The organism is Pseudomonas sp. LBUM1671, assembly GCF_059695685.1.
Genome location: NZ_CP166782.1, coordinates 5,312,258 through 5,335,340 on the forward strand (window position 1 = coordinate 5,312,258; position 23,083 = coordinate 5,335,340).

Below are 23,083 nucleotides of genomic sequence, written 5' to 3' on the forward strand. Positions count from 1 at the left end.
CCATCCGTTACCATCGCCGCACGTTTTCGGGCACACGCCTAAAAAGAGAGGCCGGGATGTACATCTATCGCTTGGTCCTGCTCCTGGTAGTGGGGATTTATCTGTTCTCCCCGGCCATCATGGATTGGTGGATCGACGCCACTGGCGCCTGGTATCGCCCTTATCTGCTCTGGCTGATTCTGATCGTCGTGACCTTCATCCTGCAGAGCCAAAAAGATGCCGATGAGCTTTAGCCTGACCCAGATGATCCTGATCAGCGCCGCCTACCTGGCGGTGCTGTTCGGCGTGGCCTGGATCAGCGAACGGGGCATGATCCCCCGGGCGATCATTCGCCACCCGCTGACGTACACCCTGTCGCTGGGCGTGTATGCCAGCGCCTGGGCGTTTTACGGCACGGTGGGCCTGGCCTATCAGTATGGCTATGGCTTTCTGTCCAGCTACCTGGGGGTTTCCGGGGCATTTTTGCTGGCACCGGTGTTGCTGTACCCGATCCTGAAAATCACCCGCACCTATCAACTGTCGTCCCTCGCCGACCTGTTCGCCTTCCGTTTCCGCAGCACCTGGGCCGGGGCACTGACGACGATTTTCATGCTGATCGGCGTGCTGCCGTTGCTGGCGCTGCAGATTCAGGCGGTCGCCGACTCCATCGGCATCCTCACGCGCGAGCCGGTGCAGCACCGCGTGGCCCTGAGTTTCTGCGCACTGATTACCCTGTTCACGATCTTCTTCGGCTCGCGCCACATCGCCACCCGCGAGAAGCATGAGGGCCTGGTGTTCGCGATTGCTTTCGAGTCGGTGATCAAGCTGATCGCCATCGGCGGCGTCGGCCTCTATGCCCTTTATGGGGTATTCGATGGCCCGCAACAGCTGGAGCTGTGGCTGCTGCAAAACCAGACCGCCCTCGCCGCTTTGCACACGCCGTTGCAGGAAGGCCCATGGCGCACGCTGCTGCTGGTGTTCTTCGCTTCGGCGATCGTGATGCCGCACATGTACCACATGACCTTTACCGAAAACCTCAACCCGCGCTCGCTGGTCAGCGCGAGCTGGGGTCTGCCGTTGTTCCTGCTGCTGATGAGCCTGGCGGTGCCGCTGATCCTCTGGGCCGGCCTGAAACTTGGCGCCACGACCAATCCGGAATATTTCACGCTGGGCATCGGCATCGCCGCCAACAGCAAAGCCCTGGCATTACTCGCCTATATCGGTGGATTGTCGGCCGCCAGCGGGCTGATCATCGTCACCACCCTGGCGCTGTCCGGGATGGCGCTGAACCACTTGGTGCTGCCGCTCTATCAACCACCGGCCGAAGGCAACATCTATCGCTGGCTGAAGTGGACCCGCCGCGCACTGATCGTTGCGATCATCATGGCCGGTTACGGCTTCTACCTGTTGCTGGGCGCCGAACAGGACCTGGCCAACCTCGGCATCGTCGCGTTTGTCGCCACGCTGCAATTCCTGCCGGGCGTGTTGTCGGTGCTGTATTGGCCGACCGCCAACCGTCGTGGATTCATCGCCGGTTTGCTGGCGGGGATTCTGGTGTGGCTGGTGACCATGCTGTTGCCGCTGGTCGGCAATCTGCAGGGCTTTTACATTCCGCTGCTGAACATGATCTACGTGCTGGACGACACCAGTTGGCACATGGCCGCAATCGCATCCCTGGCCGCCAACGTGCTGATGTTCACCCTGATCTCGCTATTCACCAACGCCAGCCCCGAAGAGGCCAGCGCTGCCGAAGCCTGCGCCGTGGACAACGTGCGCCGGCCGCAACGCCGCGAGCTGCACGCTGCCTCGCCTCAGGAATTCGCTACGCAACTGGCCAAACCATTGGGCGCGAAAGCCGCACAAAAAGAAGTCGAACAGGCACTGCGCGATCTTTATCTGCCGTTCGACGAGCGCCGGCCGTACGCCTTGCGCCGTTTGCGTGACCGTATCGAAGCCAACCTGTCCGGCCTGATGGGCCCGAGTGTGGCGCAAGACATGGTCGAAACCTTCCTGCCGTACAAGGCCGGCGGCGAAAACTACGTCACCGAAGACATCCATTTCATCGAAAGCCGCCTTGAGGACTATCACTCGCGCCTCACCGGCCTTGCCGCCGAACTCGATGCCCTGCGCCGCTATCACCGCCAGACCTTGCAGGAATTGCCGATGGGCGTGTGCTCGCTGGCCAAGGATCAGGAAATCCTCATGTGGAACAAAGCCATGGAGGAGCTGACCGGGATTGCCGCGCAGCGTGTGGTCGGTTCACGCCTGAGCACCATCGCCGATCCGTGGAAAGAACTGCTGCAAGGCTTCATCAATCTGCCGGACGAGCATTTGCACAAGCAGCACCTGGCGCTTGATGGCCAGACGCGCTGGCTGAACCTGCACAAAGCGGCGATCGATGAACCGCTCGCGCCGGGTAACAGTGGCCTGGTGCTGCTGGTGGAAGACCTGACCGAAACCCAGATGCTCGAAGACAAACTGGTGCATTCCGAGCGCCTGGCCAGCATCGGCCGCCTCGCCGCGGGGGTGGCCCATGAAATCGGCAACCCGATCACCGGCATCGCGTGCCTGGCGCAGAACCTGCGCGAAGAGCGTGAAGACGATGGCGAGCTGAAGGAAATCAGCGGGCAGATCCTCGAGCAGACCAAGCGCGTGTCACGCATCGTTCAGTCGCTGATGAGCTTCGCCCACGCCGGCAGCCATCAGCACAGCGACGAGCCCGTCTGTCTGGCCGAAGTGGCCCAGGATGCCATCGGTCTGCTGGCCCTGAACCGACGCAATTTCGAAGTGCAGTTCTATAATCTGTGCGACCCCGATCACTGGGTCGAAGGCGATCCGCAGCGCCTCGCCCAGGTCTTGATCAACCTGCTCTCAAACGCCCGTGACGCCTCGCCTCCCGGCAGTGCGGTACGGGTCAAAAGCGAAGCCGGCGAACACACGGTCGATCTGATCGTGGAAGACGAAGGCAGCGGTATTCCGAAGAACATCATGGACAGATTGTTCGAACCTTTCTTCACCACCAAGGATCCTGGCGAAGGCACCGGTCTGGGCCTTGCACTGGTCTATTCCATCGTTGAAGAGCATTATGGACAAATCACCATCGACAGCCCGGCTGATGTACAAAGCCAACGCGGCACCCGTATCCGGGTGACTTTGCCGCGTCATGTCGAAGCGACGTCCGCTGTGAACTGAGACCGTCGAGAGTATCGAATCAATGCCGCACATTTTGATCGTCGAAGACGAAACAATTATCCGCTCCGCCTTGCGCCGCCTGCTGGAACGTAACCAGTACCAGGTCAGCGAAGCCGGTTCAGTGCAGGAAGCACAAGAACGCTTCACCATTCCCACGTTCGACCTGATCGTCAGCGACTTGCGTCTGCCGGGCGCCCCGGGCACCGAGTTGATCAAACTCGGCCAGGGCACTCCGGTGCTGATCATGACCAGCTACGCCAGCCTGCGTTCGGCCGTAGATTCGATGAAGATGGGTGCGGTGGATTACATCGCCAAACCTTTCGACCACGACGAAATGCTCCAGGCCGTCGCCCGAATCCTGCGTGACCGCCAGTCGCTGCCAGCCAGCGGCGAACCGGTCACTGGCAAAGCCGGCAATGGCGCGGCGAAACCGGGTGTCGATAACAGCAACGGCGAAATCGGCATCATTGGTTCATGCCCGCCGATGCAGGACCTGTACAGCAAGATCCGCAAAGTCGCGCCGACCGATTCCAATGTCCTGATCCAGGGCGAATCCGGTACCGGTAAAGAACTGGTGGCCCGCGCCCTGCACAACCTGTCCCGACGCGCCAAGGCGCCGATGATTTCGGTGAACTGCGCGGCCATTCCGGAAAGCCTGATCGAGTCCGAACTGTTCGGCCACGAAAAAGGCGCGTTCACTGGCGCCAGCGCCGGGCGTGCCGGTCTGGTGGAAGCGGCGGACGGCGGCACCTTGTTCCTCGACGAAATTGGCGAATTGCCATTGGAAGCCCAGGCCCGCTTGCTGCGCGTGTTGCAGGAAGGCGAAATTCGCCGGGTAGGTTCTGTGCAGTCGCAGAAGGTCGATGTGCGTTTGATCGCCGCGACTCACCGCGACCTCAAGAGCCTGGCGAAGATCGGCCAGTTCCGTGAAGACTTGTATTACCGCCTCCACGTGATCGCCCTGAAACTGCCGGCCCTGCGCGAGCGCGGTGCCGACGTCAACGAGATCGCCAATGCCTTCCTGGCGCGACAGAGCGCGCGGGTCAACCGCACCGACCTGAAGTTCGCCGCGGATGCCGAACAGGCGATTCGTCATTACTCCTGGCCGGGTAACGTTCGTGAACTGGAAAACGCCGTCGAGCGCGCCGTCATCCTGTGTGAGAGCCCGGAGATTTCCGCCGAGCTGCTGGGGATCGACATCGAACTGAGCGATCTGGAAGACGACGATTTCATCGGCCTGCCCCCGCAACAGGGCAACGGCGCCAGCAACAACAATCATGAGCCGACCGAAGACCTGTCGCTGGAAGACTACTTCCAGCACTTCGTGCTTGAGCATCAGGACCACATGACGGAAACCGAACTGGCGCGCAAACTCGGGGTGAGCCGTAAATGTCTGTGGGAACGTCGTCAGCGCCTGGGCATTCCGCGGCGCAAGACCGGGGTGGCCAGCGAGAGCTGAACGTCACCTGTAAGGTGTGCGGGTAACACGTGACTTTGTGAAAAAACTGTTACCCCAGTCTTTTCACGTAACAGAAGCCGGGGCTTACGGTAACGAAGCCCCGGTTTTTTTGGGCCTCGAAAAACCCCATCAACCCGCCTAACCCCTTGTTTTACTGGGTCTCGCAAAAGTTGGCACGCACCCTGCTATATGTTTAGTACAAGAACAATAACAAGCAATGCACAAGACAATAAAAATAAGACGAATCGACTCACGCACAATAAAAACAAGACGGCGAGAGGCGCAGCTAACTGATTCTTTTGGAGAGGCGTTGTATTTGGGGCTTGCCCCACGACCAGGCCGAGAATAATAAAAAACTGTCCTAAGACAGTGCCTGAACTGGTTGGATCGCAAGATCACTGCAACACAGCGACCAAAGCAATCCGTTTGCTCTTGGCTCCCGATTGGGAGGGTCATGAAGGAAAAGCTTCATGGCGAGGGCACTTAATAAAAACAAAAAGCCCGAATCAAAAATAAAAATAGAGCATGCAACTACTTTCTTGGGGAGCTTCGGCTCCCCTTGTAGTTTCTGGCGTTTGAGCTCTTGTAGCAGCTGCCCTGTGGCGAGGGGATTTATCCCCGTTCGGCTGCGCAGCAGTCGTAAAACCTGAACACATCGTCTGCCTGACGCATCCAGTTATCTAAATTCACGACTGCTTCGCAGCCGAACGGGGATAAATCCCCTCACCACAGCGCGCGGCTCGACAGCTGCTACACGGTTCGCTACACAAACTCGCCTTCCAGACATGCCCTTCAAGTGCTTGCGCAGCTTCCTACACCATCCCCCGACTAAATGCTAGAATCCCCGCCCATCATGCGGTCATTCTTCGTTATGGCCGAACATTCCTTCAAACAGTGCATCCCATGCTGAAGAAGTTGTTCCAGTCATTCCGTTCTCCCAAGCGTCATACGCAACACATTCGCAGTACGCCTGAAGTGCTCAACAGCGGCCAACATTCGCTGCAAAAGGGTCAGTTCAGCCGTTACGCGGTGAACATCGTCGAACGCCTGCAGAACGCCGGTTACCAGGCTTACCTGGTTGGCGGCTGTGTGCGTGACATGCTGCTTGGCATCACGCCAAAAGATTTCGACGTCGCCACCAGCGCCACCCCTGAACAGGTGCGAGCCGAATTCCGCAATGCGCGGATCATCGGTCGCCGCTTCAAACTGGTGCATATCCACTTTGGCCGCGAAATCATCGAAGTCGCGACCTTCCGCGCCAATCACCCGCAAAACGACGACGAAGAAGACAGCAACCAGTCTTCCCGTAACGAGAGCGGGCGTATCCTGCGCGACAACGTCTACGGCACGCTGGAAGAAGACGCGCAACGCCGCGACTTCACCATCAACGCCCTGTATTACGATCCGGTCAGCGAGCGCATTCTCGATTACGCCAATGGCGTACACGACATTCGCAATCACCTGATCCGTCTGATCGGCGACCCGAAGCAACGCTACCAGGAAGACCCGGTACGGATGCTGCGGGCCGTGCGTTTCGCCGCCAAGCTTAATTTCGGCATCGAAAAACACAGCGCCCAGCCGATCCGCGACTTGGCGCCGATGTTGCGCGAGATCCCGTCAGCCCGTCTGTTCGAAGAAGTGCTCAAGCTGTTCCTCTCTGGCCATGCCGCGGACACCTTCGAGATGCTGGTCGACCTGCAGCTGTTCGATCCGCTGTTCCCGGCCAGTGCCGAGGCGCTGGAATACAACCCGACGTACACCCACACCTTGATCAGCGAAGCGTTGATCAATACCGACCTGCGCATCAAGCAGAACAAACCGGTGACCCCGGCGTTCCTGTTTGCAGCCCTGTTGTGGCCTGCCCTGCCGGCCCGCGTACTGCGCCTGCAAGAACGTGGCATGCCGCCGATTCCGGCGATGCAGGAAGCGGCTCATGAGCTGATTGCCGAACAGTGCCAGCGGATCGCGATCCCGAAACGCTTCACCATGCCGATCCGCGAAATCTGGGACATGCAGGAACGTCTTCCGCGCCGCAGCGGCAAGCGGGCCGACCTGTTGCTGGATAACCCGCGGTTCCGCGCCGGTTACGACTTCTTGCTGCTGCGCGAAAGCGCTGGCGAGCAGACCGATGGCCTGGGCGAATGGTGGACTGACTATCAGGACGCCAACGACAGTGAGCGTCGGGACATGATCCGCGACCTCAGCGGCAAGGATGAAGGCACCGGCGCTCCACGCAAACGTCGTCGCAGCGGTGGCGCCAAGCGCAAACGCGCGGCCGGCGCACCGAGTGCCACGGGCGAGTAATCCATGGAACGCATCTACATCGGCATGGGCAGCAATCTGGCTGACCCCGCCGAACAATTGCGCAGCGCCGTCGAGGCGCTGGCGCAGTTGCCGCAGACCGAACTGGTCGGTGTGTCCGGGTTTTATCAAAGCGACTCGCTCCTGCCCGGCCAACCGCGTTACACCAACGCGGTCGCCGCCCTCGACAGCACGCTCGCGCCGCTGGACTTGCTTGATGCGCTGCAAGCCATCGAGAACGGACAGGGACGCGAGCGTCTTGAGCGTTGGGGGCCGCGCACGCTGGACCTCGACATCGTGCTGTTTGGCGATCGGCTGATCGACGAACCACGCCTCAAGGTGCCGCACTATCACATGCAGGAACGGGCTTTCGTACTGTATCCGCTGGCCGAACTCGCGCCGACGGAGCTGCATCTGGCCGATGGCCGCAGCCTGAAGGCACTACTCGCCGATTGCCCGTTCGTCGGCCTGGAACGCCTCTCCCAAAATTGACAAAAATCCCCTGTGGGAGCGGGCTTGCTCGCGAATGCGGTGTGTCACTCAGCATCAATGTTTACTGTCACACCGCATTCGCGAGCAAGCCCGCTCCCACATTGTTTTTGTGTCGCACACCAGATTGCAGCTGCTGAAACGCATCAGTTACCCCGGTAACACCGACCGCGTAACAATGCGGTAACACATGCAATTGACTTCCCGAGTTCTCCTCACGACTATAGGCGTCCCGCTGCCGCCAACACGGCATTGAAGGGCGCAATCCAGGCCTTAAAAGCACGACAACAGACCGTGCGCCTGTATTTAACGAAGAATCACGCGCGTTACTCGCAGTAGTTTCCACAGCGCCTGAATGAGGAACTTTTCATGCCAGCCATTACCCTGACCACTCTGCAAGGTCTCAAGCAAAAAGGTGAAAAGATCACCATGCTGACCTGCTATGACGCGACCTTCGCCCACGCCTGCAATCAGGCTGGCGTCGAAGTGCTGCTGGTGGGCGACTCCCTCGGCATGGTTCTGCAGGGTCACGACAGCACCTTGCCGGTGACCACCGCGGAAATGGCTTACCACGTCGCAGCCGTCAAACGCGGTAACGCCGATGCGCTGATCCTCGCCGACCTGCCGTTCATGGCCTACGCCACCACCGAACAAGCCATGGGCAACAGCGCCCTGTTGATGCAGGCCGGTGCGCACATGGTCAAGGTTGAAGGGGCCTTGTGGCTCGCCGACTCGATCCGTCTGCTGGCCGAACGCGGCATCCCGGTGTGCGCGCACATGGGCCTGACGCCGCAATCGGTGAACATCCTGGGCGGTTATAAAGTCCAGGGCCGCAGCGAGAACCAGGCACGGCAAATGCGCGCCGACGCCATCGCCCTGGAGCAGGCCGGTGCAGCCATGTTGCTGCTGGAGTGCGTACCGAGCGAACTGGCCCAGGAAATCACCCAGGCGGTAGGCATTCCGGTGATCGGCATCGGCGCCGGCAGTGGTACCGACGGCCAGGTCCTGGTCCTGCACGATATGCTCGGCCTGTCGATTACCGGCCGTGTGCCTAAATTCGTAAAAAACTTCATGAACGGCCAGACCAGTATTCACGCTGCGTTGAGCGCCTACGTTTCTGAAGTCAAGGCAGCCACTTTCCCTGGGATCGAACACGGATTCTCTGCATGAACACCGTAAAAACCGTACGCGAACTTCGGGCCGCCGTCGCCCGTGCCCGCAGCGAAGGCAAGCGCATCGGCTTCGTGCCGACCATGGGCAACCTGCACAGCGGTCATATCGCGCTGATTACCAAAGCGACCCAACGGGTGGATTTCGTGGTCGCGAGCATTTTCGTCAACCCGCTGCAATTCGGCGCCGGCGAAGACCTCGACAAGTACCCGCGGACCCTGGCCGCCGACCAGGAGAAATTGCTCCAGGCCGGTTGCCACCTGCTGTTCGCGCCAAGCGTCGAAGAGATGTACCCCGACGGCATGGCCGGCCAGACCCGCGTCAGCGTCCCGCAACTCTCCGAAGGCCTGTGCGGCGCCAGCCGTCCCGGGCATTTCGAAGGGGTGGCGACGGTGGTCAGCAAGCTGTTCAACATGGTCCAGCCGGACCTGGCGATCTTCGGCCAGAAAGATTTCCAGCAACTGGCGGTGATCAAATCCCTGGTCCACGACCTGAATATGCCGATCCAGATCATTGGCGAACCGACCGTACGTGCGCCCGATGGCCTGGCGCTGTCGTCGCGCAATGGTTTCCTCAGCGAAGAGCAACGGGCCGTTGCGCCGACGGTATATCGCGGCCTGAGCCAGATTGCCGAGGCGATCAAACAGGGCGACCGGGATTTCCCGGCGCTGATCGACGCACAGATCAAGCAGCTCGAAGCGGCGGGATTGCGCCCTGATTACCTGGAGATTCGTCACGCGCAAACTTTGCGCCCGGCGACCCCTGAGGATCGGGACCTGGTGATTCTGGTGGCGGCGTTCCTGGGGACTACGCGGTTGATCGACAACCTGCACCTGAACCTCGACGCCACCGCCTGAACACCACAAAACCCCTGTAGAAGCGAGCCTGCTCGCGATGAGGCCATCACTTCAACATCTATGTTGAGTGGAAAGCCGCCATCGCGGGCAAGCCCGCTCCCACAGGGGATCTGCGTCAGTTTTTACATCGTATTGCTGCCTCTGAAGCCTTCGGGCAAACTGCCCGCCGTTCGATTCCGACCTGGGAAACCCTCATGCACGCCATCATGCTCAAAGCCAAGCTGCATCGCGCCGAAGTCACTCACGCCGTACTCGATTACGAAGGTTCTTGCGCCATCGACGGCGAATGGCTGGACTTGTCCGGTATCCGTGAATACGAACAGATCCAGATTTATAACGTCGACAACGGCGAACGCTTCACCACCTATGCGATTCGTGGTGAAGAAGGCTCGCGCATGATCTCGGTCAACGGCGCCGCCGCGCACAAGGCCAAGGTCGGTGACCGGGTGATCATCTGCGCCTACGCGCATTACAGCGAAGCCGAGTTGCTCAACTTCAAGCCGCGCATGCTCTACATGGCGCCGGGCAATGAACTGAGCCACACCAGCAATGCCATTCCGGTTCAGGTCGCCTGATCGAACCGCCGCCCCTCCCGCTTGTCGAAACGTTCCCTGCTTTGTGTATAAAAAAGTACCGGGAACGTGTTAGACAAAGTCAAGACAGATCGCAGCGCGAGGTTTACTGTATTCGCCCTGTGTCATTGAAATCGTGTCGACGCAGTTGACCGGACGCCTGCCCACGGCGCTCCGGGATTTTCAGTGTTCAAAAAAGCCGTTCAAGTAAAAAGGAAACCCGCAGCGATGGCGTACTACCGCACTCCTCATGACGTTACCGCTCTGCCCGCCTGGCAAGCGTTGAATGACCACCGCCAAGCCATGCAGGATTTCAGCATGCGCGAGGCCTTCAATGCCGATCCGCAGCGCTTTACTCAATTCACCCTCAGCAGTTGCGGCCTGTTTCTCGATTACTCGAAGAACCTGATCAACGCCGAGACCCGCAATCTGCTGGTGGGCTTGGCCAATGAAGTCGACCTCAAGGGCGCGATCAAGTCGCTGTTCGACGGCGAAATCGTCAATTCCTCGGAAGGTCGCCCGGCCCTGCACACCGCCCTGCGCCGCCCGGTCGGCGACAAACTGTCGGTGAACGGCGTCAACGTGATGCCTGAAGTGCACAAGGTGCTGAATCAGATCACCGACCTCGTCGGCCGCATCCACGACGGTCTGTGGCGCGGTTATACCGAGAAGCCGATCACTGACGTGGTGAATATCGGCATCGGTGGCTCGTTCCTCGGCCCTGAGCTGGTCTCTGAAGCGTTGCTGTCCTACGCCCAGAAAGGCGTGCGCTGCCATTACCTGGCAAACATCGACGGCAGTGAATTCCACGAACTGACCATGAAGCTGCGCGCCGAGACCACGCTGTTCATCGTTTCGTCGAAATCCTTCAATACCCTCGAAACCCTGAAGAACGCGCAAGCCGCTCGCGCCTGGTACCTGGCTCAAGGCGGTTCAGAAGCCGAGCTGTATCGTCACTTCATCGCCGTCTCCAGCAACAACGCGGCGGCGGTGGCATTCGGTATCCGCGAAGAAAACATCTTCCCGATGTGGGACTGGGTCGGCGGCCGTTACTCGCTGTGGTCGGCTATTGGTTTGCCAATCGCACTGGCCATCGGCATGTCGAACTTCAAGGAACTGCTGTCCGGTGCCTACACCATGGACCAGCACTTCCAGAGCGCGCCTTTCGACCAGAACATGCCGGTACTGCTGGCCTTGCTCGGCGTCTGGTACGGCAACTTCTGGGGCGCGCAAAGCCACGCGATCCTGCCGTACGACCACTACCTGCGTAACATCACCAAGCACTTGCAACAGCTGGACATGGAGTCCAACGGCAAGAGCGTACGCCAGGACGGTACGCCAGTGTCCACCGACACCGGCCCGGTCATCTGGGGCGGCGTGGGTTGCAACGGTCAGCACGCGTATCACCAGTTGCTGCACCAGGGCACCCAACTGATTCCGGCCGACTTCATCGTGCCGATTGTCAGCTTCAACCCGGTCTCCGACCACCACCAGTGGCTGTATGCCAACTGCCTGTCGCAGAGCCAGGCGTTGATGCTCGGCAAGACCCTGCCGGAAGCCGAAGCCGAACTGCGCGACAAAGGCATGAGCGAAGAAGACGTGCATAAAATCGCGCCGCACAAGGTGATCCCGGGCAACCGTCCGAGCAACACCATTGTGGTCGAGCGCATCAGCCCGCGTCGTCTTGGCGCGCTGGTGGCGATGTACGAACACAAAGTCTTCGTGCAAAGCGTGGTCTGGGGCATCAACGCCTTCGACCAGTGGGGTGTGGAGTTGGGTAAAGAGCTGGGCAAGGGCGTCTACAACCGTCTGGTCGGCAGCGAAGAAACCCCGGCTGACGATGCTTCCACCCAAGGCCTGATCAACTACTTCCGCGGTCGTCACCGCGGTTGATCTGACGCCACACGGTAACCTCTGTGGGAGCGAGCCTGCTCGCGATAGCGGTCTAACAATCGACATCTGTGTTGAATGTTAAGCCGCCATCGCGAGCAGGCTCGCTCCCACAGTTGTTTAAGCGCACGGCTTGAACCCTTCGGTCACTCGGCGCATCTTTATTACTTGTCGCAAAACAAGAATAAGGAACCGTCATGTTCGATATCAGCACATTCCCCAAAGCCGATGCCGTCCGCCGGGCTGCAAACCTGAGTCAAGATGACTACCACCGCCTCTACCGCCAATCCATCGAACACCCCAGCACCTTCTGGGCCGAGCAGGCGAGCCGCTTTCTCGACTGGAGCACGCCATGGGACACCGTCCAGCGCTATAACCTGAAAACCGGTGAGGCCAGCTGGTTTGCCGGTGGCAAATTGAACGTCAGTTACAACTGCATCGACCGTCATCTGGAAAAACGCGGCGATCAGATCGCCATCCTCTGGGAAGGCGACGACCCCGCCGAATCCGCCCAGATCACCTACAAAAAACTCCATCACAACGTCTGTCGCCTGGCCAACGTGCTCAAAAGCCGTGGCGTGAAAAAGGGTGATCGTGTGTGCATCTACATGCCGATGATTCCCGAAGCGGCCTACGCCATGCTCGCCTGTACGCGGATCGGCGCGGTGCATTCAGTGGTGTTCGGTGGCTTCTCTCCAGACTCGGTACGCGACCGGATTCTCGACGCCGACTGCCGCACGGTGATCACCGCCGACGAAGGCGTGCGCGGCGGCAAATTCGTGCCGCTCAAGCAGAAGGTCGACGAGGCGCTGCAAAGTTGCCCGAACGTCAGCACCGTCATCGTTGTCGAGCGCACCCAGGGCCAAGTGGATTGGGTTGAAGGTCGCGACCTCTGGTATCACCAGGCGCTGCGCGACGTCACCGACGATTGCCCGCCAGAACCCATGGACGCCGAAGACCCGCTGTTCATCCTCTACACCTCCGGCAGCACCGGCAAACCTAAGGGCGTGCTGCACACCACCGGCGGCTATCTGCTGCAAGCGGCAATGACCTTCAAGTACGTGCTCGATTACCGCGAGGGCGAAGTCTTCTGGTGCACCGCCGACGTCGGCTGGGTCACCGGTCACAGTTACATCGTGTACGGCCCGCTGGCCAACGGCGCGACCACGCTGATCTTCGAAGGCGTGCCGAGCTACCCGAGCAGTTCGCGGTTCTGGCAGGTGATCGACAAACACCACGTCAACATTTTCTACACCGCCCCGACCGCGCTGCGTTCGCTGATGCGCGAAGGCCCGGAACCGCTGAAGGAAACTTCGCGCCAGAGCCTCAGATTACTCGGCAGCGTCGGTGAGCCGATCAATCCGGAAGCGTGGGATTGGTACTTCAACGTCGTCGGCGAGCAGCGTTGTCCGATCGTCGACACCTGGTGGCAGACCGAAACCGGCGGCATCATGCTCAGCCCGCTGGTCAGCGCGCAACGGATCAAACCCGGCTGCGCCACGCAACCGATGTTCGGCGTGCAGCCAGTGTTGCTGGATGAAACGGGCAAGGAAATCAAAGGTGCCGGCAGCGGCGTGTTGGCGATCAAGTCCAGCTGGCCGGCGCAGATCCGCAGCGTCTATGGCGACCCGCAACGCATGGTCGACACCTACTTCAAACCCTACCCCGGCTACTACTTCACCGGCGATGGCGCGCGGCGCGATGAAGATGGCGATTACTGGATCACCGGGCGCATCGACGACGTGATCAACGTCTCCGGGCACCGCATCGGCACCGCCGAAGTGGAAAGCGCCCTGGTGCTGCACGACAGCATTGCCGAGGCCGCCGTGGTCGGTTATCCCCACGACGTCAAAGGCCAGGGTATCTACGCCTTCGTCACGCCCATGAACGGCACCGAGGCCAATGACGAACTGAAAAAAGAACTGCTGGCCCACGTCACCAAGGAAATCGGCAGCTTTGCAAAACCGGACTTGATCCAGTGGGCACCGGCTTTGCCGAAAACCCGGTCGGGCAAGATCATGCGGCGCATCCTGCGCAAGATCGCCTGCAACGAACTGGACAGCTTGGGGGACACCTCGACCCTGGCCGACCCGAGCGTGGTGCAGGGGCTGATCGACAAACGTCTGAACCAGTAACGCACCTGACAGCATCGCGAGCAGGCTCGCTCCCATATTGGCTTTGTGCGAAACGCAAAACGCTCAGCCAACAATTAGCTCTGTGGGAGCGAGCCTGCTCGCGATGGCAACACCTCGACTTCACGCCAATGCTGTTAAACTCCCGCGCCAAATTCCCTCCTGCAAGGCGCACTGCATGTCTTCCTTGAATCAGGCGCTGCGCGCCGCCCTCGATCATCGCCAGGACCTGCTCGCCGAGCTGCATCAGCAAGGCACCGATTGCTATCGCCTGTTTCACGGCAGCCAGGAAGGCGCCGGCGGCCTGACCATCGACCGCTACGGCCCGCAACTGCTGGTGCAAAGCTTCCACCAGGCACTGGAGCGTGAGGCGCTGCTGCAACTGCACGAGATCATCAATCAACACCTGGGCCTCGAAACGCTGCTGGTCTACAACGACCGCTCCCGGGGCAACTCGCGCATCGACCGCGAAGACACCGTCTACCGCGCCGACGAGGCCGCCCTGCAAGACTTGATCGGCCACGAATGGGGTCTGGACTACCGGGTTCGCGGGCGCCATGCCGGCCAGGATCCGCTGCTGTTCCTGGACCTGCGCAACACCCGCGGCTGGGTCAAGGAACACAGCAAACACAAAAGCGTACTCAACCTGTTTGCCTACACCTGCGGCGTCGGCTTGAGTGCTGCCGCCGGTGGGGCAAGCGAGGTGTGTAACCTGGATTTTGCCGAGGGCAATCTGGCGGTCGGCCGTGAGAACGGTCTGCTCAATCCGCAGTTGCCGGCCATGGAATTCATCCAGTCCGATTACTTCCCGGCCATCCGACAACTGGCGGGCCTGCCGATCAGCCAACGGCGCGGGCAGAAACTGCCGAGTTACCAACGTCTTGAGCAACGTCAGTACGACCTGGTGCTGCTCGATCCACCGGCCTGGGCCAAGAGCGCGTTTGGCACGGTCGATCTGCTGCGCGACTACCAGAGCCTGCTCAAACCCGCGCTGCTGACCACCGCCGACAACGGCGTGCTGATCTGCTGCAACAACCTGGCAAAGGTCAGCATGGACGATTGGCGCGAACAGGTTTTGCGTTGCGCCGAGAAGGCCGGCCGGCCCGTCCGCGAGTGGACAGTGATGAAACCTGGCGCGGATTTCCCGTCGATGGATCAACAGCCGCCGCTGAAAACACTGATTCTGCAACTCTGAAATTTCACCGCAAAATCAGATTAATCCTATAAAGCAGGATCACTTCGGAACCGGATTCGCGTGCCATACTCCAACGCACTCCGATTCAGACAGATGAAGCCGCACATGCCCAAAGGATTGATTCGCGCTATTGGCGCATTGTTGACTGCTCTGGCCCTTTATAGCCTGCTGGGGTTTCTGATTTTGCCGGGCATCGCGTTGCGGGTTGCCAACCAACAATTGGCCAACTACGCCACGATGCCCGCCACGATTTCCCGCATCGAACTCAACCCTTTCAGCCTGGAAGTGACCCTTTGGGGCTTGGTCATCGGCGAGCCGGGCAAAGAACAGGTCGGCTTTGAACGCCTGTATGCCAACTTGCAGATCGACAGCCTGTGGACCAAAGCGCTGCACCTGTCCGATATCGAACTGGACAAACCCAAGACCGAAATCCTCTTCGGCAAGGACGGCAAACTCAATCTGTTGGGCCTGTTCAAGATCCCCGCCAGTGAGCCAACTCCCGCCGACCCGGACGCCAAGCCGTTTCCGTTGCGCATCGAGCGGATCAAACTGGCTGGCGGCAATGTGCACTTTCAGGATTTGCGCCCCAGCGAACCCATCGAGTTTCTCTACGACAAACTCGACTTCGAGCTGAAGAACCTCAGCACCCTGCCCGAAGACAGTGCCGACATGACCCTGGTGGCCGTCGGCCCGGCCGGTGGACAGCTCGACTGGACCGGTAACTTCAGCCTGATCCCGATTGCCTCCGAAGGTAAGTTGAAGATCACCGACGGCAAGATGAAAGCCTTTTGGCCCTATGTGCGTGACGCATTGCCGCTGGTGCTGGAAGACGGCGTCGTCAACCTGAGTACCGACTACAAGCTCAACTTGTCCAAGGAAACCGAACTGCTGCTGAGTAACGTCGCCGTCAGCGTCGCGCCCTTCGCCATCAAGGCTCCGGACGGTCGACCGCTGGCGAAACTCGAGCGTCTGGACATCAGCGAAACCACCGTGGATCTGGCCAAACAGCAAGTGGTGGTCGGCAAGATCCGTAGCAATAAACTGGAAACCTGGGCCGCCCTGGAAGCGGATGGCCAACTCGACTGGCAGAAACTGTTCGCCAGTCAGCCTTCCAAGGCGACGGTCAAAGCCAACGCCGAACCAACCAGCACTCCAGCTGCCGCTGATTCACCGAAACCTGAACCCGCGCCACCCAGCAAACCGTGGCAAGTGCTGCTCAAAGACGTGCAACTGCGCAATTACCAGGTGCATCTGGCCGATCGCAAGGCACAACCCGTCGTGGCGCTGGATGTCGGCCCCCTGAACCTGGACCTGCAGAATTTCGACAGCCTCAACGGCTCGCCTTTTAACCTCAAGCTCGACACCGGCGTGGGTAAACAGGGCAAGCTCATGGCCGACGGAGTGGTCAATCTTGCACCGGTCAGCGCCAAACTGAACGTGCAGACCAAGGACATCGACCTGCGTGTCGCCCAGTCCTACATAAACCCGTTCATTCGCCTGGAACTGCGCAGTGGCATGCTCGGCAGTGATCTGGCGGTCGACCTGAAAAGCACCGAGCCATTGGCGTTCAGCGTCACCGGCAAAGCACAGGTCGATCAACTGCATACCCTCGACACCCTCAAGACTCGCGACTTCCTCAAGTGGCAGCAACTGGTGCTCGAAGGACTGAATTATCAACACGGCGACAGCCTGACGATCGACAAGGTCAACCTGTTCCAGCCTTACGTGCGCTTCATGATCAACGATGACCGCACCACCAACGTGGATGACCTGCTGATCCCGCAACCGGCCGACACCGGGGTTGCCAAGACCGCCGCTGCCAAACCCGCCAGCAAGGACAAACCGCTGGGCATCCACATTGGCGGCATTGCGATCAATGACGGTTCGGCGAACTTCGCCGACTTCAGCCTGACGCCGAACTTCGCCACGGCCGTGCAACAGCTCAACGGGCAGATCGGCACCATCGACAGCCGTCAGGCAAAACCGGCCACCGTCGATATCAAAGGCAAGGTCGACCGCTATGCGCCCGTGACCATCAAGGGGTCGGTCAACCCGTTCGACCCGATGGCCAGCCTCGACATCGCCACCAGTTTCAAACGCGTGGAACTGACCACGCTGACGCCCTACTCCGGCAAGTTCGCCGGTTACCGTATCCGCAAGGGTCGGCTCAATCTCGACCTGCACTACATCATCGTCAAGGGCCAGCTCAAGGCCGAGAACAAAGTAGTGGTCGAGCAACTGCAACTGGGTGAAAAAGTCGACAGTCCGGACGCTGTCAGCCTGCCGCTGAAACTGGCGATCGCCTTGCTCAAGGACGTCGATGGCAAGATTTCCATCGAGCTGCCGGTGACCGGCGACTTGAACAACCCGCAATTCAGCGTCATGCCGATCGTCTGGCAGACCCTGCGCAACCTGATCGTCAAAGCCGCTGCCGCCCCGTTCAAAATGATTGGCGGGCTGGTCAGTGGCAGTGGTTCGCAAGATCTGGGCACTGTTTCGTTTGCACCGGGTTCAAGCGATCTGAGCAAGGACGCCGAGGCTTCGTTGGTCAAACTGTCCCAAGCCCTCAAGGAACGTCCTGCCCTGCGCCTGGAAATCGAAGGCACGGCCGCCGCCAGCAGCGACGGCCCACTGATTGCCGAACAACGGCTTGAACGCGAATACCAGTACAACTACTACAAAATGCTCCAGCGGCGCGGTGACAAGGTTCCGGCCCAGGCTTCCTTGGTGCAGGTGCCGGACGGCGAGAAAGGTCCGCTGCTGGAAGGGATCTACCGCACCCGCCTGAAGACCCAGCCACCCGCAGAATGGAAGGACCTGGGCAAGGAAGAACGCACCGCAAAAATGCGCGCAGACGTGATCAAGTTCTGGAGCTCCAGCGATGTGCTATTGCGCCAGCTCGGTCAGGAGCGCGCCAGCAGCATCAAGGATTACCTGGTGGACAAGACGCAGATGGCCGATGACCGCGTCTACTTCATCGACGCCCAACTGGGCGAGGCAGAAAGTGACGGTCGGGTGGTGACGCCAATGCACCTGGATGCCGAGTGATGATCAGACGAGTGCTGATGAGCCTGACCCTGGCACTGGCGGCCAGCCAGGCCTCGGCGGCCGATACCTTGCGCTGCGGCAGTCAATTGGTCAGCGTCGGCGACCGGTCCAGCGAAGTGCTGCAGAAATGCGGTGAACCGGTCAGCCGCGATCTGCTGGGCTACAAGCGCAGCGCCAACCGACGGGAAGAGTTTCAGGTCGAGGAATGGACCTACGGGCCCAATGGCGGGATGTATCAGTACCTGCGGTTTGAAGGCAATCGGCTGAGACAGATCACCAGCAAACGCGGGAACTGAACCCACCATCCAAAGTGGGCACTTACAAATGTGTGAGCGGGCTTGCTCGCGAAAGCGGTGCGTCATTCAGCATTGATGTTGGCTGACACACCGATTTCGCCAGCAAGCCCGCTCCCACAGTGGTTTTTGCGGCGCCCACAATAGAACAGGCCCCCGACACGAATGTCGGAGGCCTGTAATGACCACATCCTTGTGGCCTTTCGCATGAACTCTCCAGATGCGGCAGGCGTATTGCTCGGCCCGCCTGCCGCGCCTTCTCCCAGTCCAGGCGAGAAGTCTTGCCTTACTCGGCTTTCAGGCCGTCAGCGGAGACCGCCTGGACGCCTTTGATTTTCTTGGCGATAGCCACGGCGGTGGCTTTCTGAGCGTCAGTCACCGCAACGGTGGACGACAGAGACACAACACCTTTGTTGGTTTCGACTTTGATGTCGGTACCAGGAATGCCTTTTTCGGTTACCAGGTCTGCTTTGACTTTGGTGGTGATCCAGGTGTCGGAGGTAGCTTCTTTGGCTTGGGTCACTTCACCGGCGGCCAGGACCATTGGCGCCTGGGTCGCCTGGGTTTGAGCGAATGCAGCGTTGGCCATGGTCAGGGTCAGCGCGGTAGCAGCAGCGGCAGCGATAGCGAACTTCTTCATACGAGTAACTCCTGTTTTTCTAGAAAGTCTGCTGTGTGTCTTGTCAGCAGGGTTACTGGGTATGTTGCGAACGCTGTGCCAACTTTGAGACAGGCAATAAATCCTTATAAAACAGTCACTTATGAAATACCCCGATTTTCGGAATCATGCAAATTGCATGACTTCGAGATTCTCTACATGCAAGTTGCGGGTTTTGAGGCGGGCCTAAGGCCATGAATTGTCGAGAATTTCTTTCTATTAAGAGTTTTTCCCTTCGACAGAAAAAAAATGCCCCACCTCGTGAAAGGCGGGGCATTTGTTAACCGCGAGTATCAGACGCCTGTGCAGCCTTTAGGCGCGTACTCCTGAGCGACTGTGGTGGCGCAAGTCCAGCCAGTCAGAGAGCGCGTCAGGGTAATGGTTTTGCTCAAGACCGGACCTGGAGCGTTGAGAATCGTGCAACCGATGGTGCCGGTACCATCAGTCGCGACACCCGCTGCCGTGGTCGTGCAATTGGAGGTCGTGGCGGTTCCGCCAACCTTCGTCAGATCCGGATTGGTGCCGGAGTTCATAAGGTCCTCAAACGGGACTTTCAACGCCGTGATCTCTGCCAGGCCGGCCGTCACCTTGGCACGCGCTTGATACTTCGAGTAAGCCGGCAACGCAAACGTCGCCAGAATCCCGATGATCGCCACCACGATCAGCAGTTCGATCAGGGTAAAACCTTTTTGAGTATTCATAGACAGGCTCCATGCATGAGTCGAAATCTCATGATCTGAATGAGCTTGAGCACAGCCCGTGCCAAGCGCTGCACTCCCTGTTTTCGGGGCACAAAACCAGGGCATGGAGCCTTCCTACCCCCAGGATCCGCACTATCTGACACTATTTGTCACCTGACGGCCGCTGGTTTGGCTCAGCTCCTTGACTAGGCTATAAGTCATGAACTGTCTGCGTCCGGTATCCCAATGAATGACATCGCCCTTAGCGGTCTGGCCAAGCAATTGGTTCTGGCCGAACTGCTCACTGACCAAAGCGCGCAACAGGCGTATCAGCAAGCTCAACGCAGCAAAATTTCCCTGGTCAGTTATCTGGTGCAGAACAGACTGGTGAAGAGCCGACAGGTCGCCGAGATTGCCTCGGAGCATTTCGGCATGCCGCTGCTCGACCTCAATTGCCTGGATAAAGAAACCCAACCCCGAGGGCTGGTCAGCGAGAAACTGATCCGTCAGCACCACGCCCTGCCCCTCTGGCGTCGTGGCAACAAGCTGTTCGTGGGGGTTTCCGACCCGACCAATCATCAAGCCATCAATGACATCCAGTTCAGCACAGGACTGAACACCGAAGCCATTCTGGTGGAGGACGATAAACTCGGCGATGCCATCGATAAATTCTTCGACAGCCAATCCACCGGCCTGGAAGACATGGCCGATGTTGACCTTGACGGGCTGGATATCGAGTCGGTCGATGACAATAAAAAGGACTCCATCGCAGGCCAGGATGCCGATGACGCGCCGGTGGTGCGCTTCGTCCACAAGATGTTGCTCGATGCGATCAAGAGCGGTTCGTCCGACCTGCATTTCGAGCCCTACGAAAAAACCTACCGGGTGCGGATGCGCACCGACGGCATGCTGCGCGAAGTCGCCAAGCCGCCGAGCCAACTGGCCAACCGCATTGCGGCGCGACTGAAAGTCATGGCCAGCCTCGACATCTCCGAGAGGCGCAAACCCCAGGACGGACGGATCAAGATGCGCCTGTCCAAGACCAAATCCATCGACTTCCGGGTCAACACCCTGCCGACCCTGTGGGGCGAGAAAGTGGTGATCCGGATCCTCGACCCGTCCAGCGCGCAAATGGGCATCGACGCCCTCGGCTACGAGCCGGAACAGAAAGCCTTGTACATGGCTGCGCTGAAGCAGCCACAGGGCATGATCCTGGTCACCGGGCCGACCGGTTCGGGCAAGACCGTGTCGCTCTACACCGGGCTGAACATCCTCAACACCGTGGACATCAACATCTCTACCGCCGAAGACCCGGTGGAGATCAACATGGAAGGCATCAATCAGGTCAACGTCAATCCCAAGCAAGGGCTGGATTTCGCCCAGGCGCTGCGCTCGTTTCTGCGTCAGGACCCGGACGTGATCATGGTCGGTGAAATCCGCGACCTCGAAACCGCCGAGATCGCCATCAAGGCCGCCCAGACCGGGCACATGGTGCTTTCCACCCTGCACACCAACAGCGCCGCGGAAACCCTGACCCGCTTGCACAACATGGGCATTAAGGGCTTCAACATTGCCACCTCGGTGACCCTGATCATCGCCCAGCGGCTGGCGCGCAAACTGTGCAGCCATTGCAAGAAACCCATCGAGATTCCCCGCGAGGCGTTGCTCAAGGAAGGCTTCCCCGAGGAACGCATCGGCTTGTTCACGATCTATGAGCCGGTCGGCTGCGATCAGTGCAACCGCGGTTACAAAGGGCGAGTGGGGATTTATGAAGTGGTGAAGAACACACCGGACCTGCAACGGCTGATCATGGCCGAAGGCAATTCACTGGAAATCGACATCCAGATGCGCAAGGACGGTTTCAACGACTTGCGCACTTCGGGATTGAGCAAGGCCATGCAAGGCATCACCAGCCTTGAAGAAATCAACCGGGTCACCAAGGACTGAACATGGCGGTCAAAGCAGCAAAAATCAGTGTCTACGCCTGGGAAGGTACGGACCGCAAAGGCTCCAAAATGACCGGCGAGTTGAGCGGACTCAACCCAGCGTTGATCAAGGCTCAGCTGCGCAAGCAGGGAATCAACCCCGGCAGGGTGCGCAAGAAATCCGCCTCGATTTTCAGCTTCGGCAAACGTATCAAGGCTCAGGAAATTGCCCTGTTTACCCGGCAGATGGCGACCATGATGAAAGCCGGCGTGCCACTGCTGCAGTCGTTCGACATCATCGGCGAAGGCTTCGACAACCCGGCCATGCGCAAACTGGTGGACGAGGTGAAACAGGAAGTCGCGGCGGGTAACAGCTTCGCCGCGTCCCTACGCAAAAAGCCGCAGTATTTCGATGAGTTGTACTGCAACCTCGTTGATGCCGGTGAACAGGCCGGCGCGCTGGACACCCTGCTGGAACGGGTAGCGACCTACAAGGAAAAGAGCGAAAGCCTGAAAGCGAAGATCAAGAAAGCCATGACCTACCCGCTGGCCGTGGTCTTCGTGGCGATCATTGTCACCGGGATTCTGCTGGTCAAGGTGGTGCCGCAGTTCGAGTCGGTGTTCAAGGGCTTTGGCGCGGAGTTGCCGGCCTTCACCGTAATGGTCATAGGCCTGTCGGAGTTCATGCAGGCGTGGTGGTGGATGATGCTGGGCGTGTTGGTCGCCGCCATCTTCGGTGTGCGCCACGCCTTTAAAACCTCCCAGGGCTTTCGGGACCGGATGGACACCTGGCTACTGAAGCTGCCGCTTATCGGCACGTTGATGTACAAGTCCGCCGTGGCCCGTTACGCCCGCACCCTGTCGACCACGTTCGCCGCCGGCGTGCCGTTGGTCGAAGCCCTGGAGTCAGTGGCTGGCGCGACCGGCAACATCGTATTCAAACGTGCAGTGCTGCGCATCAAGCAGGACGTGTCGACCGGCATGCAGCTGAATTTTTCCATGCGCACCTCGGGCATCTTTCCCAGCATGGCGATCCAGTTGACCGCCATTGGCGAAGAATCCGGTGCACTGGACGACATGCTCGATAAGGTCGCGAGCTTCTACGAGGATGAAGTGGACAATATGGTCGATAACCTCACCAGCCTGATGGAGCCGTTCATCATGGTGGTGCTGGGTGTTATTGTCGGTGGCCTGGTGGTTGCGATGTACCTGCCCATTTTCCAACTCGGCTCAGCGATCTGAC

At 59.5% G+C, this 23,083-nt stretch carries 17 protein-coding genes; 15 read left to right on the forward strand and 2 right to left on the reverse strand.

What is annotated here, in order from left to right:
* Window positions 1-56: 56 nt before the first annotated feature.
* The 13 genes from ACA060_RS24560 to ACA060_RS24620 all read left to right on the forward strand — a co-directional run bounded on the left by ACA060_RS24560 (window position 57) and on the right by ACA060_RS24620 (window position 18,580).
* The gene (locus tag ACA060_RS24560) at window positions 57-233 is read left to right on the forward strand and encodes a hypothetical protein (protein ID WP_003176118.1); all 177 of its coding nucleotides are present in this window, start codon (window positions 57-59) and stop codon (window positions 231-233) included.
* Complete coding sequence (locus tag ACA060_RS24565) at window positions 217-3,171, forward strand: sensor histidine kinase (protein ID WP_162556248.1); 2,955 nt, start codon at window positions 217-219, stop codon at window positions 3,169-3,171. The genes ACA060_RS24560 and ACA060_RS24565 overlap by 17 nt, the downstream gene beginning before the upstream one ends.
* Before the next feature lie 22 nt (window positions 3,172-3,193).
* A complete protein-coding gene (locus ACA060_RS24570; protein ID WP_109634889.1) occupies window positions 3,194-4,630 on the forward strand; it encodes a sigma-54-dependent transcriptional regulator in 1,437 nt (478 codons plus the stop codon).
* Window positions 4,631-5,533: 903 nt separating this feature from the next.
* Window positions 5,534-6,934 carry a polynucleotide adenylyltransferase PcnB gene (locus ACA060_RS24575; protein WP_109634893.1) on the forward strand — a complete coding sequence of 467 codons (1,401 nt, stop codon included), beginning with the start codon at window positions 5,534-5,536 and terminating at the stop codon, window positions 6,932-6,934.
* Between the two features lie 3 nt (window positions 6,935-6,937).
* Window positions 6,938-7,423, forward strand: coding sequence for a 2-amino-4-hydroxy-6-hydroxymethyldihydropteridine diphosphokinase (folK, locus tag ACA060_RS24580; protein ID WP_497313741.1), 486 nt, complete (start codon window positions 6,938-6,940; stop codon window positions 7,421-7,423).
* Window positions 7,424-7,789: 366 nt separating this feature from the next.
* The gene (panB, locus tag ACA060_RS24585) at window positions 7,790-8,590 is read left to right on the forward strand and encodes a 3-methyl-2-oxobutanoate hydroxymethyltransferase (RefSeq protein ID WP_497313743.1); all 801 of its coding nucleotides are present in this window, start codon (window positions 7,790-7,792) and stop codon (window positions 8,588-8,590) included.
* Window positions 8,587-9,447 (forward strand): pantoate--beta-alanine ligase, encoded by an 861-nt coding sequence (gene panC, locus ACA060_RS24590; RefSeq protein WP_109634898.1) that lies wholly within the window; start codon window positions 8,587-8,589, stop codon window positions 9,445-9,447. The genes panB and panC overlap by 4 nt, the downstream gene beginning before the upstream one ends.
* A 194-nt stretch (window positions 9,448-9,641) precedes the next feature.
* Complete coding sequence (panD, locus tag ACA060_RS24595; RefSeq protein WP_003228271.1) at window positions 9,642-10,022, forward strand: aspartate 1-decarboxylase; 381 nt, start codon at window positions 9,642-9,644, stop codon at window positions 10,020-10,022.
* Window positions 10,023-10,247: 225 nt separating this feature from the next.
* Window positions 10,248-11,912: a glucose-6-phosphate isomerase gene (gene pgi / locus ACA060_RS24600; protein WP_109634900.1), complete on the forward strand. Its 1,665-nt coding sequence runs from the start codon at window positions 10,248-10,250 to the stop codon at window positions 11,910-11,912.
* A gap of 194 nt (window positions 11,913-12,106) precedes the next feature.
* Window positions 12,107-14,044 (forward strand): acetate--CoA ligase, encoded by a 1,938-nt coding sequence (gene acs, locus ACA060_RS24605; protein WP_497313746.1) that lies wholly within the window; start codon window positions 12,107-12,109, stop codon window positions 14,042-14,044.
* A 175-nt stretch (window positions 14,045-14,219) separates the two neighbouring features.
* On the forward strand, window positions 14,220-15,236 hold the full coding sequence (locus tag ACA060_RS24610; protein ID WP_497313748.1) for a class I SAM-dependent rRNA methyltransferase: 1,017 nt from the start codon (window positions 14,220-14,222) through the stop codon (window positions 15,234-15,236).
* Between the two features lie 93 nt (window positions 15,237-15,329).
* Window positions 15,330-18,284, forward strand: a complete 2,955-nt coding sequence (locus ACA060_RS24615) for a DUF748 domain-containing protein (RefSeq protein ID WP_497313750.1) — start codon at window positions 15,330-15,332, stop codon at window positions 18,282-18,284.
* On the forward strand, window positions 18,284-18,580 hold the full coding sequence (locus ACA060_RS24620; RefSeq protein ID WP_497313752.1) for a DUF2845 domain-containing protein: 297 nt from the start codon (window positions 18,284-18,286) through the stop codon (window positions 18,578-18,580). The genes ACA060_RS24615 and ACA060_RS24620 overlap by 1 nt, the downstream gene beginning before the upstream one ends.
* A 283-nt stretch (window positions 18,581-18,863) precedes the next feature.
* Here ACA060_RS24620 and ACA060_RS24625 read toward each other — a convergent pair whose 3' ends face one another.
* Together ACA060_RS24625 and ACA060_RS24630 are read right to left on the reverse strand one after the other, a co-directional pair.
* Window positions 18,864-19,217 carry a BON domain-containing protein gene (locus tag ACA060_RS24625; RefSeq protein WP_109634911.1) on the reverse strand — a complete coding sequence of 118 codons (354 nt, stop codon included), beginning with the start codon at window positions 19,215-19,217 and terminating at the stop codon, window positions 18,864-18,866.
* Window positions 19,218-19,528: 311 nt separating this feature from the next.
* Entirely contained in the window at window positions 19,529-19,936 is a 408-nt protein-coding gene (locus tag ACA060_RS24630; protein WP_010467585.1) for a pilin, read from the reverse strand.
* A 225-nt stretch (window positions 19,937-20,161) separates the two neighbouring features.
* On the opposite strand from ACA060_RS24630, the gene pilB reads away from it, so the two are divergent.
* On the forward strand, window positions 20,162-21,862 hold the full coding sequence (gene pilB, locus ACA060_RS24635; protein ID WP_497313755.1) for a type IV-A pilus assembly ATPase PilB: 1,701 nt from the start codon (window positions 20,162-20,164) through the stop codon (window positions 21,860-21,862).
* 2 nt (window positions 21,863-21,864) lie between these two features.
* Window positions 21,865-23,082, forward strand: coding sequence for a type II secretion system F family protein (locus ACA060_RS24640; RefSeq protein ID WP_109634915.1), 1,218 nt, complete (start codon window positions 21,865-21,867; stop codon window positions 23,080-23,082).
* Window position 23,083: the final 1 nt, after the last annotated feature.